Source organism: Pseudomonas sp. HS6 (assembly GCF_023375815.1).
Classification (GTDB): domain Bacteria; phylum Pseudomonadota; class Gammaproteobacteria; order Pseudomonadales; family Pseudomonadaceae; genus Aquipseudomonas.
The window spans coordinates 1,390,670-1,403,560 of record NZ_CP067412.1 but is presented as its reverse complement, the minus strand read 5'-3'; the positions used below and the strand labels follow the sequence as shown (position 1 = coordinate 1,403,560).

Genomic DNA, 12,891 nt, shown 5'->3' with positions numbered 1-12,891 from the left:
AACCGAAAACAAGGAGCTGCACTCATGTTCCATCCCATCTCGATACTCGCCCCGGCCATCGTTGAGTACATCAACGCCGCCAATGCTCGGGATACGTCCCGGGTCGGCAGTTATTTTGCCGAGGATGCCCACGTGTTCGATGAAGGCCATCATCAGGTCGGCGCTCAGGCTATCGCCCACTGGATGCAAGACACCGCCCGCCGCTATCAGCCACGGGTCGAAGTGCTGGGCGTGCAGCAGCGAACCGGCAAAGTGCTGGTGCAAGGGCTGATTTCCGGGACGTTTCCCGGCAGCCCGCTGGAACTGTGCTACACCTTTCGCCTCAACGAGCAGGGCAAAATCGCACGGTTGGATATTTCCGTGTAGCCATCGTGGCATACTGCCGCGCATGACTTTCGACTCTCCCTTAAGCGCCTGGCAACATGCCGTCGAGCACAAGGGCTTCATCCAGGATGAAGCCCAGGAGCACGCGGTCTGGGCGTTGCAAAAATGCCATGAAGCCCTGCACGCCGGTGCCCGTTCGGTCACCGGCGTTTATCTGTGGGGGCCGGTCGGGCGCGGCAAGACCTGGCTGATGGACCAGTTCCATCAAAGCCTGCGAGTGCCGGCCCGGCGTCAGCACTTTCATCACTTCATGGGCTGGGTCCACCAGCGCTCGTTTCAACTGACCGGTATTGCCGATCCGCTGCGGGCCCTGGCCAGGGAGTTGGCGGCCGAAGTACGGGTGCTGTGTTTCGACGAACTGTTCGTCAATGACATCGGCGATGCGATCATCCTCGGCCGGTTGTTCCAGGTGATGTTCGACGAAGGCGTGGTGGTGGTCTGCACCTCCAACCTGCCGCCGGATCAGCTGTATGCCGACGGCTTCAATCGCGACCGCTTCCTGCCGGCGATCACGGCGATCAAGCAGCATATGCAGGTGGTTGCGGTGAACGGTGCCGAAGACCATCGTTTGCATCCGGGTGCCCTCGAACAACGCTATTGGGTGGCGGTCCCGGAGCAGGGTTGCGCACTGGCCAAGGTGTTCGACGCATTGGCGGCCGGGCAGGGCGCCAACTCAGAACCGGTGCCGGTCGGCTACCGCGCCTTGAATGTGGTGAAGGCCAGCGAGTCGGTGTTGTGGTGCCGTTACGCGGACCTTTGCGAGCAACCGTTCGCGGCCATGGACTTCATCGCGCTGTGCGACGCCTACCGGGCTATTCTGTTGAGCGAGGTGCCGAACCTGAGCGCGCAGAAGCGTGAAGGGCGGATCGCCCGGGGCACCGAGGACGGAGCGGAGCGTGTGGTGGCCGGCGACCGTGAGTTGCCGCAACTGTCAGTGCACGATGACGGCGTACGGCGCTTCATCGCGCTGGTCGACGAGTGCTACGACCGCAAGGTGCCGCTGTACATCGAGGCCGATGTGCCGATGGACGCGCTGTACACCGAGGGCTATCTGGAATTCCCGTTCCGCCGGACCTTAAGCCGCTTGCAGGAGATGCAGCTGCAACGCTTTGCCGACACCTGATGCACGGAGGGCGCGAAATGACTCAGCCACTGTCCCATCACTTGCTGTCCATGGCTTATCAGAACGCCTGGGCCAATCACCGACTGGCCAAGGCATGGCTGCAACTCGACGACGTGCAGCTGGCGGCGCCCAGGGTGAGTTTTTTCCCGAGCATTCGCCTGATCCTCAATCACATTCTCACCTGCGACGGGTTCTACGTCGATGCGCTGGAGCGTGAGTTGCGCAGTGATGAGCCGCATCCCGATTGCTACGTGTTTTTCAACGTGGACGAACCGTTCACCGAAGCGCAGGCCTTGCGCCGTGAGCAGGCGCACGTCGACCGCCGCTTGATCGCTTATTGCGAGCAACTGCGCGATGCCGATCTGGGCCGCATCGTCACCATCGCCCGCGACACACCGCAGCACGACAGCCGTCTGCGGATGATTTCGCACCTGTTCGAACATCAGATCCACCATCGTGGCCAGGTCCACGCCATGCTCAGCGACACGCCGGTGAAACCGCCGCAACTGGATGAGTTCTTCTGTGCCGGCGAGTCCGGGTTACGGGCCGAGGATTTCGCCGAACTGGGCTGGACGGAAGAACTGATCTGGGGCCACTGAAACGGCCGGGTTGTGGCCGGGGGGTGCCTCGCGCTAAGGTCGGTGCGCCTATCAGTGCGTATCTAACGCGCCGGGGCTCCGAGCGATCGAGGAAGGAAATGGATTCCGCAGATATTCTTGTGCTTCAAGCCAGCTATACCAACCCGGTGCATGCCGAGGCTATCGGTGTGGTACTCAATCATTACGCCGAAGACCCGATGGGCGGCGGCCATCCGATTGCCCCTGAACTGTTGCAGCAACTGCCCGCAGAACTGGCCAAGCGGCCTCACGCGTTCAGCGTCCTGGCCTTTGTCGGCGGCGAACCGGCAGGTCTGGTCAACTGCTTTGAAGGGTTTTCGACCTTTGCCTGCAAACCGCTGGTCAACGTGCATGACGTGTCAGTGGTGTCGAAGTTTCGAGGCCTGGGGCTGAGCCAGAAAATGCTGCGCAAGGTCGAGGACATCGCCCGTCAGCGTGGTTGCTGCAAGATCACCCTGGAAGTGCTTGAAGGCAACGCTGTGGCCCAGGGTTCCTACGCCAAATTCGGTTTTGCGCCGGGCATGTTCGATCCGAGTCACGGGCGCATGCTGTTCTGGATCAAGGAATTGCAGGCATAAAAAAAGGCGCCCGAAAGGGCGCCCAACTGTCGTCTGCGAAGCCAGAGCGGAGCTATCGCAGGTCCATCGGTAAACCTGTCTGGATCATGGACGGTAGTGCTCGGTGACCTGCGCGGTCTGGTCGTCCGGGACGCGAAGCTCGTTGGCTTTCGTGTCTGTCTGTTGGCTTTGGGCGGTGTGGACCGGGAAGTTTTCCCAGTGGTATCTCATCCGCTCGGCACCGCCCTCGGCGAAAGCGCTGGCGGATGCAAGTGTGAGTAGACCGGCAAGGATTGCAGTCGTGGTTTTCATGGTGCCTCCTACGAAAAAAATCGGAGCCGTTCATCCATGAATCAGAACCTCGGGGCGCAGTGTCCGTCGAGGGCATTAACCAAGGGTTAACGCGCGCTCCGTGCAGTTTTTACCGATTGTTTCCAGGGGGGGCGGACGAAGGCTGCACGCGCCGCTGACGCGTGCAGGTCGCATGGAAGGGCGTCAGAGTTTCCAGTCGAGGCTCAGCGTCACTGTGCGCGGATCGCCCCAGAACACGCCGTTGTAGAAGCCGACGTTGTCGTAGTACTTCTTGTCGAACAGGTTGTCGACGTTCAGCGATGCCGACAGGTGTTTGTCGAATTCATAACGCGACATCAGCTTGATCACCGAGTAGGCGCCCTGACTGATCCGTGTTCGTTCGGTGATGACCCGGCCATTGGCACCGCGTCCGACCGGACGGTTGGAGTTGCCGTAGACGTCACTCTGCCAGTTCAACGCGCCGCCCACGGTCAGCGCGCTCCAGTCGCCCGGCAAGCGATACGCGGTAGAGAGACGGAGCATGTTCAGCGGCTGGTTGGTGTTGGTGCGATTTTTCTCGCCGTTGAGCGCGTGGGTGTAGGTGTAGCCGGCAGTCAGGTTCCAGCCGTCCTGGATTTCGCCCGAGACTTCGGCCTCGAACCCGTTGACCTTGTTGCCCTTGCCGCCGCTTTTGTAGAACTCCTCGCCGGTGACCGGATCCGGTGGGACCGAATCGTCGAGTTCGGCGACGTTGTCCTGCTTGCTCCAGAACACCGCCGTGGCCAGGTTCAGGCGCTCGTCGAGCAGGCTGCCCTTGAGGCCTATTTCGTAGTTGCTGCCGACCACCGGCTCAAGGAATTTGCGATTGGCATCGCGGTATTCCTGAGGATTGAAGATGTCGGTGTAGCTGGCATACACGGTGTACTCGGGCGTCAAGTCGTAGAGCAGCCCCGCGTACGGGGTCCACATGTCGTTATGTTGCTGGCGGCTGGCGTCGACCGCACTCACTTGCCGATTGTCGTCATACGTATTGTCGGCTTTTGACGCCTTCCAGCTGCCGTAACGGCTGCCGAGCACCGCATGCAAGTCATCGGTGAAACTCAGGCGAGTGGCAAGGTATCCGGCTTTCTGGCGGGTGCTGGAGGTTGAGCCGGTCAAACCGGTGACGGTGTCAGGGAATTTGGTGATATCGCCCATGTATTTCCAGTCGCGAATCCGCCCGTAACCCGGTGACACCGGGCCGTCGATCGTATAAGGGGAGCGCTCGCTGCGCTCAGCCTCGCCATAACCGAACATCATTTCGTGTTCGCGACCGAACAACGCATACGGCCCCGACACGTTGAAGTCATAGGTCTTCATTTTCTGCGTACCGATCATGTGTGACGAGTACGCCATCATCCCGCTGCGATCATCCGCAGGGAACCCGGAGCCGCCGTAATAGACTTTGCCGTCAGTATCGCTCTGGCGATGGGTGTAGGCCGCTTTCAAATGCCAGCCGCCGGCCAGTGCCTGGTCTACGGTGGCGAAGGCGGTTTTGTCCTTGATCGGCCAGGAACTCCACGAAGTCGCCATGTTGGTCGAGCGACCGAGGCCCGCCTTGCCTCCGTCGGCGTTCCAGTACGGCACGGTGCCCCAGGAGCTGCCTTGCACTTGTTTGTCCTGATAGTCGTAGCCGACAGCCAACACGGTCGACTCCGTCAGGTCGCCTTCGAGGATGCCGTAACCGACTTGCCGTTGCAGCGCGTAGTGGTCGCGAAACGACTGGCTGTCGCGATAGGCCAGCACGCTGCGCCCGCGCAAACGGCCATCGAAGGCAAGCGGGCCACCCACGTCCACGTAGCTGTAGTAATCGTTGTAGCTGCCGCCGCTGACCCCAGCCAGAGCCTGCAATTGCGCGGTCGGGCGCTTGCGTACCATGTTGATGGTGGCCGAAGGATCACCTGCGCCGGTGGTCAGGCCGGTGGCGCCGCGTACCACTTCGATCCGGTCATAAATGATCGTGTCGGAATCGGACTTCATCCGGCTGAAGGTGTTGAGCATCCCGTCGATCTGGAAGTTGTTGATCGAGTAGCCGCGAGACGAATAGTTGACCCGGTCCGAGTCGTAATGCTGAACCACAACGCCTGTGGTCTGGCTCATGGCTTCGGACAATGTACCGAGCTTGAAGTCATCCATCTGCTGGCGGGTCACCACGGACACTGATTGCGGGGTTTCCTTGATCGAGAGGTTCAGCCGCGTCGCCGTGCTCATGGCGCCGGTGGTGTAGGAAGCGGTGTCTTCAGTCGTGCTGCCCAAGCCCTGGGCCGTGACACTGGTGGACGCCAGTTCGAGTGCCGGAGCGACGGTGTCTGGCTGTTTTTCGGCTTCGGTTTCAGCCAGCAGATCGGGGCTCAATGCAGCACTGCACAAGCCCAGGGTGAGGGTCATGGAACGGGTGATGGGCGCGAACATCGCAGCCGACTCCTTGTCTTCGAGGGAAAAATTCCTTTGGTTCAGAGACGAAGAGGGAAAGTGCGATTTAGTACCAAACGAGAAATATTGTCATTTGAAGGGTGCTGCGACGGCATGAAAAAAGGGCCGTTTCCGGCCCTTTTCAGGTTATTGCTTGACCACTTCCTTCGGTGCGTCGTCGGGCTTTTTCGGCTTCATCAGGCTGAAGTCGATCAAGGCTCGCTGCTCGCGTTCGTAAGGGTTGCCGATCAGCAACGGACGCTGTTTGAAGCTGTCGCTGACGATGCTTTTGCTGCGGTCCAGCTCATCGAAGCTCAAACCGGCCAGATCCGCCCAGGTGTGGATCAGGTGAGCACTGCTGTAAGGCCGGCTCAAGTCTGCGGCGAAACTCCAGTCGTGGTTTTCACGCCACTTCGGCGATGCCCAGGCCATGAACGGAATGGTGTACATCGGCGCGGTCGGTTTGTTTTCGTTACGGCCCAGGGTGTTGTGGCCCGCCGAGTCGAACACGTCTTCACCATGGTCGGAGAGGTACAGCAGGAAGCCGTTCGGATCAGACTTGGCGTAGTCCTTGATCAGGCTCGACACCACGAAGTCGTTATACAGCACCGCATTGTCATAGCTGTTGTAGGTCGGTACCTGGTCGTCACGCACGCCGGCCGGCACGCCGCTGCGGTCCTGGAACTTGTCGAAGGTCGGCGGATAACGGTACTGGTAGCTCATGTGCGTACCGAGCAGATGCACGACGATCAGCTTGCGCGGTGCCGGATCGGTCAAGGCCTTGTTGAACGGGTCGATCACGTCGCCGTCGTACTGCGCGGCGTTCTGGTTGCGGTTATTGTTCAGATACACCTGCTCGTCGGCCTGTTCGGAGAAGGTCGTGAGCATGGTGTTGCGCTTGGTCATGGTCTGCTGGTTGGTGATCCAGAACGTCTTGTAGCCGGCCTGTTTCATCATGCTGACCAGCGACGGCGTGGACAGGTACAGATCCGGGTTCTCTTCGTCGGCGAAGGTCAACACCTGTTGCAGCGCCTCGATGGTGTACGGGCGTGGGGTGACGACGTTATCGAAGACCGAGAGTTGATCCTTGAGCTTGTCCAGCTCCGGCGTGGTCTTGCGCTGATAGCCATAAAGGCTCATGCGCTGACGGTTGGTCGACTCGCCGATCACCAACACCAGGGTCGCAGGCTGATTGGCGCCAGCGTCCTTGAGGTTGTGCAGCGGTGGGATCTTGCTCGCGCTGTCTAACATGCCCTGCATTTCGCCCAGGGTTTCGAGATAACGGTGATAGGCCACGGCCATTTGCCAAGGCACGGCGGGTTCGATGCGGGTTTCGAATTTCTCGAAACCGCCGGCGAAGCTGCCGGTGCGCTGGGTCTGTTTGATCAGCGGATAACCGACCACCGCGATCAGAATCGCCATGGCTGCGACGAAGGCCCGGCCACGCGGCATGTAGACCGGGCGCAGGCGGGTCCACAGGAAGTAGGCGAACGCGGTGTGAGCGAGGAACGCAGGAACCATCCACCAGGCGAAATACTGAGTCATGTACTCGCCGGCTTCAGACACGTTCGACTCGAACATGATGAAGATGACGCTCTGGGAGAACTCCTGCTGATAGATGAAGAAATAACCCAGGCTGGCCATCGAGCACGCCCACAACACCACACCGATCAGAGCGGCGAGCAAACGGGTGCGTTTGGGGAACAGCAGCATCGGCGCCAGCCACACCGCGCTCATCACGAACGCCTGGCGGAAACCGGTGAAGCCGGAGGTGCCGGTCAGCTGGATCAGCAGCTGAGTGATACCGGAGAAGTACCAGAAGAAAACAAACAGCCAGATGAACCCGGCCCAGTCAAAACCTGCCGCAGCAGTTTTGCTGCGTTTGAACAATGCCATTCAGCGCTCCAACTCAGTCACCATTGTCACCGTCGGGGCACTTCATGAAACGAGAGCATGAAAACCGACGAACGGAAGCCACGCGCGGACACGCACGGCAGAATGGGCCGGAGTATCAACAAGCGAATGTGAAAACTTTGTTAGTTGCCGAAAATGGCGTAGGGCGAATCATGTCGGGAACGGCAGGGCAGCCGTCCCCGAAACAGGCGGGCAGTCAGGCTTGGGGGGAACGCAGTACGCGGGGCAGAGGCTGCGGCTCAAGGCCCTGGGTCATCAGGCGCAGTTGCGCCAGTTCCTGTTTCAGCTGGTCGCGTTCGTCTTTCAACTGACGCAATTCATCGCGACGGATCGTGACATACAGGGTTTGTGGCGGCATTGCTGTGTGTACTGTGCCCATTGCTCACCTCGCAAATGGCGTGTCTCAACTGCAGATCAGCCCCGGTTTCGAGCCTTGACCTGCTATCGGCGCCGATTTTGGTTTCTTTTGCTCGTGATTGGAACTTTTTTATTTTTCATGGTCGTTGTGTCTTCGGCACGTTTCCCGACGTTATCAGTCTGGATCGGGCACAATGCCCGGAAACTTCACACCGACGCTCTGGACTAACCTCCATGAGAGCGTTGGGCTATAACCTTTGACACACTTTTATTTGTAGTAAGGAGCATCAGCACATGCAACTCGGGATTATTGGACTGGGCCGCATGGGCGGCAATATTGCACGGCGTCTGATGCTCAACGGTCACACCACCGTTGTTTACGACCGCAATACCGCCTTTGTCGACACCCTGGCCGCCGAGGGCTCTACCGGCGTCGCCGATCTGCCTGCGCTGGTTGCAGGCCTGGCCAAGCCGCGTGCCGTGTGGGTCATGCTGCCGGCCGGCGCACCGACCGAAGACACCATCGAAACCCTGAGCAATCTGCTCGAGACTGGCGACACCATCATTGACGGTGGCAACACCAACTATAAGGACGACATCCGCCGGGCCAAGACCCTGGCCGAAAAAGGCCTGCACTACATCGACGTCGGCACCTCCGGCGGCGTTTGGGGCCTGGAACGCGGCTACTGCATGATGATAGGCGGCGATGCCGAGACCGTTCAACGTCTGGACCCGCTGTTCGCAGCGCTGGCCCCGGGCATGGGCGACATCCCGCGCACCAAGGACCGCAAGTCCGATGACCACCGTGCCGAGCACGGCTACATTCACGCCGGCCCTGCCGGTGCCGGTCACTTCGTGAAGATGATCCACAACGGTATCGAGTACGGCATGATGGCTGCCTTCGCTGAAGGCTTCGACATCCTCAAGACCAAGTCCAGCGAACGCCTGCCGGAAGATCAGCGTTTCGATCTGAATGTGGCTGACATCGCTGAAGTCTGGCGTCGTGGCAGTGTGGTGTCGTCGTGGTTGCTCGACCTGACCGCCGACGCCCTGGCCAGCGACCCGAAACTTGACGGTTTCTCGGGCTCCGTGGCTGACAGCGGCGAAGGTCAATGGACCATCGAAGCTGCGATGGAACAAGCGGTGCCGGTCCCGGTGCTGTCCAACTCGCTGTTCTCGCGCTACCGCTCCCGCGGCCAGGGCACTTTCGGCGACAAGATTCTTTCGGCCCAGCGCTTCGGCTTCGGTGGCCACGTGGAGACGCCTAAGAAATGACCCATACGATCCGCAGGAAATCCAAGGCAGAACCCGCGCCACCGACCACGCTGTTTCTGTTCGGCGCCCACGGTGATCTGGTCAAGCGCCTGCTCATGCCGGCGCTGTATAACCTGAGTCGCGACGGCCTGCTGGATGATGGCCTGCGGATCGTCGGCGTTGACCACAACGCCATCACGGATGAAGCTTTCGCCAGGAAGCTCGAAGACTTCATCCGCACCGAAGTGGCGGCGAAGGTCGGCAAGGGCGATCAGATTCTTGATCCGACCTTGTGGGCCAAGCTCGCCAACGGTATCAGCTACGTCCAGGGCGACTTTCTGGACGACAGCACTTATTCCGCGCTGGCGGCGAAAATCGCCGACAGCGGTACCGGCAATGCGGTGTTCTACCTGGCCACCGCGCCGCGTTTTTTCAGCGAAGTGGTGCGCCGCCTCGGCAGCGCCGGTTTGCTGGAAGAAACCCCCGAAGCCTTCAGAAGGGTGGTGATCGAAAAACCGTTCGGCTCCGACCTGCAGACCGCCGAGGCGTTGAACGCCTGCCTGCTCAAGGTGATGTCGGAAAAGCAGATCTACCGGATCGATCACTATCTGGGCAAGGAAACCGTGCAGAACATTCTGGTCAGCCGGTTCTCCAACAGCCTGTTCGAAGCGTTCTGGAACAATCACTACATCGACCACGTGCAGATCACCGCCGCCGAAACCGTCGGCGTCGAGACCCGTGGCAGTTTCTACGAACACACCGGCGCCTTGCGGGACATGGTGCCCAATCACCTGTTCCAGTTGCTGGCGATGGTGGCGATGGAGCCACCGGCCGCGTTCGGCGCCGATGCGGTGCGGGGCGAAAAGGCCAAGGTGGTCGGTGCGATCCGTCCGTGGACCACCGAAGAAGCGCGAGCCAACTCGGTACGCGGCCAGTACAGCGCCGGCGAAATCGATGGCAAGCCTCTGGCCGGCTATCGCGAAGAGGCCAACGTCTCGCCCGAGAGCAGCACCGAAACCTACGTGGCGCTCAAGGTGATGATCGACAACTGGCGCTGGGTCGGCGTGCCGTTTTACCTGCGCACCGGCAAGCGCATGAGCGTGCGCGACACCGAGATCGTCATCTGCTTCAAACCGGCACCGTATGCGCAGTTCCGTGACACCGAGGTCGACGAATTGCAGCCGACCTATCTGCGCATCCAGATCCAGCCCAACGAAGGCATGTGGTTCGACCTGCTGGCCAAGCGGCCGGGGCCGGCGCTGAACATGGCCAATATCGAACTGGGTTTTGCCTACAAGGATTTCTTCGAAATGCAGCCGTCCACCGGCTACGAAACCTTGATCTACGACTGCCTGACCGGTGACCAGACGTTGTTTCAGCGTGCTGACAACATTGAGAACGGCTGGCGTGCGGTGCAACCGTTCCTCGATGCCTGGCAACAGGACGCGAGCGTGCAAAGTTATGCTGCGGGCGAAGACGGGCCTCAGGCTGCCGATGATTTACTGACTCGCGATGGTCGCGTCTGGCATGGTCTCGGATGAGTGAGCCGATCCGTTTTCTGTTGAGTGACATGGACGGCACGCTGTTGCTGCCCGATCACAGCCTGAGTCAGCGCACCCTCGACGCGGTGCGTTCGCTGCGTGAGGCGGGCGTGCTGTTCAGCCTCGCTACGGGGCGTCCACCCAAAGCCATGTTGCAGCAGATCGAAGCCCTGGGCGTCGATCTGCCGACTGCGGCGTTCAACGGTGGCACGATCGTCAACCCGGACGGCAGCATTCTGGTCGCACATTACCTGCCGGCCACGGCTGCACTGACGGCACTGGCGCTGTTCGCCGATCAGCCGGATGTCGAGATCTGGGTGTTCAGTGGTGGCGACTGGCTGCTCAAGGACCCGCACGGGCCGATGGTCCCGCGCGAGCAGCACGGCCTCGGTTATCCGCCGGTGGTGGTCGAGAGTTTCGAGCCGTATCTGGAGCGCATCGACAAGATCGTGGCGACCAGCAACGACACCGAACTGTTGGTCGAACTCGAGGCACGTTTGTTGGCGAAGGTCGAGGGCATGGCGCAGGTCTCGCGTTCGCAGCCGGTGTATCTGGACGTGACGGCGCTGGAGGCCAACAAGGGCGCGGCTCTGACAACCATTGCTACCCATCTGGGCGTTCCGTTGGCGCAGACTGCAGCGATTGGCGACGGCGGCAACGACCCGGCGATGTTCCATGTCGCCGGTCTGTCGATCGCCATGGGGCAGGCAGAAGACTCAGTGAAGTGTCAGGCGGACGTGGTGACTGGGCCTAATACCGAGGACGGTGTGGCGCAGGCCATCGAAAATTACATTTTGCCGCGTTGATCGACGCATAAAAAAACGGGAGCCCAGGGGCTCCCGTTGTTGTTTCTACAGCCAGTAACTCACGGCATACCAGCCCAGCAAACCCATCACTACGGTGTAGGGCAATGCCATCCACACCATTCGCCCGTAGGACAAGCGCACCAGCGGCGCAATCGCCGACGTCAGCAGAAACAGGAACGCAGCCTGACCATTGGGCGTCGCCACGCTTGGCAGGTTGGTGCCGGTGTTGATGGCGATGGCCAGCGTCTCGAAGTGTTCACGGCTCATGTGGCCGGCCAGGAATGCCTGTTTCACTTCGGTGATGTAGATCGTCGCCACGAACACGTTGTCACTGATTGCCGACAACAGACCGTTAGCGATGAACAACATCCCCGGTTGCTGCTCGGCGGGCAATGCCAGCACCCACTGGATCAATGGCGCGAACAATTGCTGATCGTGGATTACCGCCACAACGGCAAAAAACACCACCAGCAACGCGGTGAAGGGCATGGCGTCCTTGAAGGCGCTGCCCAGACGATGTTCATCGGTGATGCCGGTAAACGCGGTGATCAGCACAATGACCATCAGGCCGATCAAGCCGACTTCAGCGATATGGAACGCCAGCCCGGCAATCAGGATCAATGCGGCGGCGCCCTGCACCAACAGCGCGGCACGCTGGCGAGGCGTGCGTTCGGCGTTGTCCTCGGCGGCGTAGTTGGCGAGTACCGCGCGGACGTTGTCCGGCAGCAAGGTGCCGTAGCCGAACCAGCGCAGCTTCTCCAGCAGCATGCAGGTCAACAGACCAGCCACCAGCACCGGCAGGGAAACCGGCGCGACCTTGAGGAAAAACTCGGCGAAATGCCAACCCATCTCATGGCCGATCAGCAGGTTCTGCGGCTCGCCAACCAGTGTGCAGACGCCACCGAGCGCGGTGCCGACGGCGCCATGCATCAGCAAGCTGCGCAGGAAGGCGCGGAATTGCTCCAGATCCTCGTGATGCAGCTTTGGCAAATGCTGATCGTCGCTGAATTCGCTGTCCTGACGCGGATCGTTGCCAGAGGCCACTCGGTGATAGACCGAATAGAAACCGACGGCGGCGCTGATGATCACGGCGGTCACAGTCAGTGCGTCGAGAAACGCCGAAAGAAACGCCGACAAAAAGCAGAACATCAACGCCAGCAGCATCTTCGAGCGCACGCCCAGCAGCAGGCGCGAGAACAGAAACAGCAGCAGATCCTTCATGAAGTAGATGCCGGCGACCATGAACATCAGCAGCAGAATTACCGGGAAGTTGTGCTGCAACTCTTCGTACAGCGCCTGGGGCGTGGTCATCTTCAACAACAGGGCTTCGATCAACAGCAAGCCGCCGGGCATCAGCGGGTAGCACTTGAGGGCCATGGCCAGCGTGAAAATGAATTCGATCACCAACAGCCAACCTGCAGCGACAGGACCTGCCGACCACAGCACCACGGCGTTGAGAATCAGGAACCCGACGATGCACGCCTTGTACCAGCGGGGCGAATGCCCGAGAAAATTGTGCGCGAACGCCTGGGCCATCGAACCGGACATCGGTTGCTCCTTGCTTTAAGAAGCGCGCAAGTTGCCGTAAGCGTTGAG

The 12,891-nt window shown here is 60.4% G+C and carries 12 protein-coding genes; 7 read left to right on the top strand and 5 right to left on the bottom strand.

Annotated features, from left to right (window positions below; all coding sequences use genetic code 11):
• The first annotated feature begins 24 nt into the window (after positions 1-24).
• From JJN09_RS06355 to JJN09_RS06340, 4 genes are all read left to right on the top strand, one after another.
• The gene (locus tag JJN09_RS06355; RefSeq protein ID WP_249486318.1) at positions 25-366 is read left to right on the top strand and encodes a nuclear transport factor 2 family protein; all 342 of its coding nucleotides are present in this window, start codon (positions 25-27) and stop codon (positions 364-366) included.
• A 22-nt stretch (positions 367-388) separates the two neighbouring features.
• The gene (gene zapE, locus JJN09_RS06350) at positions 389-1,507 is read left to right on the top strand and encodes a cell division protein ZapE (RefSeq protein WP_249486317.1); all 1,119 of its coding nucleotides are present in this window, start codon (positions 389-391) and stop codon (positions 1,505-1,507) included.
• Between the two features lie 17 nt (positions 1,508-1,524).
• Complete coding sequence (locus tag JJN09_RS06345) at positions 1,525-2,106, top strand: DinB family protein (protein WP_249486316.1); 582 nt, start codon at positions 1,525-1,527, stop codon at positions 2,104-2,106.
• 98 nt (positions 2,107-2,204) lie between these two features.
• Positions 2,205-2,702 carry a GNAT family N-acetyltransferase gene (locus JJN09_RS06340; RefSeq protein WP_249486315.1) on the top strand — a complete coding sequence of 166 codons (498 nt, stop codon included), beginning with the start codon at positions 2,205-2,207 and terminating at the stop codon, positions 2,700-2,702.
• Positions 2,703-2,786: 84 nt separating this feature from the next.
• Here JJN09_RS06340 and JJN09_RS06335 read toward each other — a convergent pair whose 3' ends face one another.
• The 4 genes from JJN09_RS06335 to JJN09_RS06320 form a co-directional block, all read right to left on the bottom strand.
• Positions 2,787-2,993, bottom strand: coding sequence for a hypothetical protein (locus JJN09_RS06335; protein ID WP_249486313.1), 207 nt, complete (start codon positions 2,991-2,993; stop codon positions 2,787-2,789).
• A 183-nt stretch (positions 2,994-3,176) separates the two neighbouring features.
• Positions 3,177-5,423, bottom strand: coding sequence for a TonB-dependent siderophore receptor (locus JJN09_RS06330; protein ID WP_249486312.1), 2,247 nt, complete (start codon positions 5,421-5,423; stop codon positions 3,177-3,179).
• 147 nt (positions 5,424-5,570) lie between these two features.
• Entirely contained in the window at positions 5,571-7,319 is a 1,749-nt protein-coding gene (locus JJN09_RS06325) for a phosphoethanolamine transferase CptA (protein WP_249486311.1), read from the bottom strand.
• Positions 7,320-7,533: 214 nt separating this feature from the next.
• The gene (locus JJN09_RS06320; RefSeq protein ID WP_249486310.1) at positions 7,534-7,716 is read right to left on the bottom strand and encodes a DUF6026 family protein; all 183 of its coding nucleotides are present in this window, start codon (positions 7,714-7,716) and stop codon (positions 7,534-7,536) included.
• Between the two features lie 272 nt (positions 7,717-7,988).
• Here JJN09_RS06320 and gnd point away from each other — a divergent pair, with 272 nt between their 5' ends.
• The 3 genes from gnd to JJN09_RS06305 are packed head-to-tail and all read left to right on the top strand — an operon-like array spanning position 7,989 to position 11,295.
• A complete protein-coding gene (gnd, locus tag JJN09_RS06315) occupies positions 7,989-8,969 on the top strand; it encodes a phosphogluconate dehydrogenase (NAD(+)-dependent, decarboxylating) (protein WP_249486309.1) in 981 nt (326 codons plus the stop codon).
• A complete protein-coding gene (gene zwf / locus JJN09_RS06310) occupies positions 8,966-10,489 on the top strand; it encodes a glucose-6-phosphate dehydrogenase (protein ID WP_249486308.1) in 1,524 nt (507 codons plus the stop codon). The genes gnd and zwf overlap by 4 nt, the downstream gene beginning before the upstream one ends.
• Positions 10,486-11,295, top strand: a complete 810-nt coding sequence (locus JJN09_RS06305; RefSeq protein ID WP_249486307.1) for an HAD family hydrolase — start codon at positions 10,486-10,488, stop codon at positions 11,293-11,295. The genes zwf and JJN09_RS06305 overlap by 4 nt, the downstream gene beginning before the upstream one ends.
• 45 nt (positions 11,296-11,340) lie before the next feature.
• Here JJN09_RS06305 and nhaB read toward each other — a convergent pair whose 3' ends face one another.
• Entirely contained in the window at positions 11,341-12,843 is a 1,503-nt protein-coding gene (gene nhaB, locus JJN09_RS06300) for a sodium/proton antiporter NhaB (protein WP_249486306.1), read from the bottom strand.
• Positions 12,844-12,891: the final 48 nt, after the last annotated feature.

Coding starts and splice junctions, on each gene's coding strand:
- nhaB (WP_249486306.1), bottom strand. CDS start 12,843: ATGTCCGGTTCGATGGCCCAGGCGTTCGCGCACAATTTTCTCGGGCAT.
- JJN09_RS06340 (WP_249486315.1), top strand. CDS start 2,205: ATGGATTCCGCAGATATTCTTGTGCTTCAAGCCAGCTATACCAACCCG.
- JJN09_RS06320 (WP_249486310.1), bottom strand. CDS start 7,716: ATGGGCACAGTACACACAGCAATGCCGCCACAAACCCTGTATGTCACG.
- zwf (WP_249486308.1), top strand. CDS start 8,966: ATGACCCATACGATCCGCAGGAAATCCAAGGCAGAACCCGCGCCACCG.
- JJN09_RS06355 (WP_249486318.1), top strand. CDS start 25: ATGTTCCATCCCATCTCGATACTCGCCCCGGCCATCGTTGAGTACATC.
- JJN09_RS06325 (WP_249486311.1), bottom strand. CDS start 7,319: ATGGCATTGTTCAAACGCAGCAAAACTGCTGCGGCAGGTTTTGACTGG.
- JJN09_RS06345 (WP_249486316.1), top strand. CDS start 1,525: ATGACTCAGCCACTGTCCCATCACTTGCTGTCCATGGCTTATCAGAAC.
- JJN09_RS06305 (WP_249486307.1), top strand. CDS start 10,486: ATGAGTGAGCCGATCCGTTTTCTGTTGAGTGACATGGACGGCACGCTG.
- JJN09_RS06330 (WP_249486312.1), bottom strand. CDS start 5,423: ATGTTCGCGCCCATCACCCGTTCCATGACCCTCACCCTGGGCTTGTGC.
- zapE (WP_249486317.1), top strand. CDS start 389: ATGACTTTCGACTCTCCCTTAAGCGCCTGGCAACATGCCGTCGAGCAC.
- gnd (WP_249486309.1), top strand. CDS start 7,989: ATGCAACTCGGGATTATTGGACTGGGCCGCATGGGCGGCAATATTGCA.
- JJN09_RS06335 (WP_249486313.1), bottom strand. CDS start 2,993: ATGAAAACCACGACTGCAATCCTTGCCGGTCTACTCACACTTGCATCC.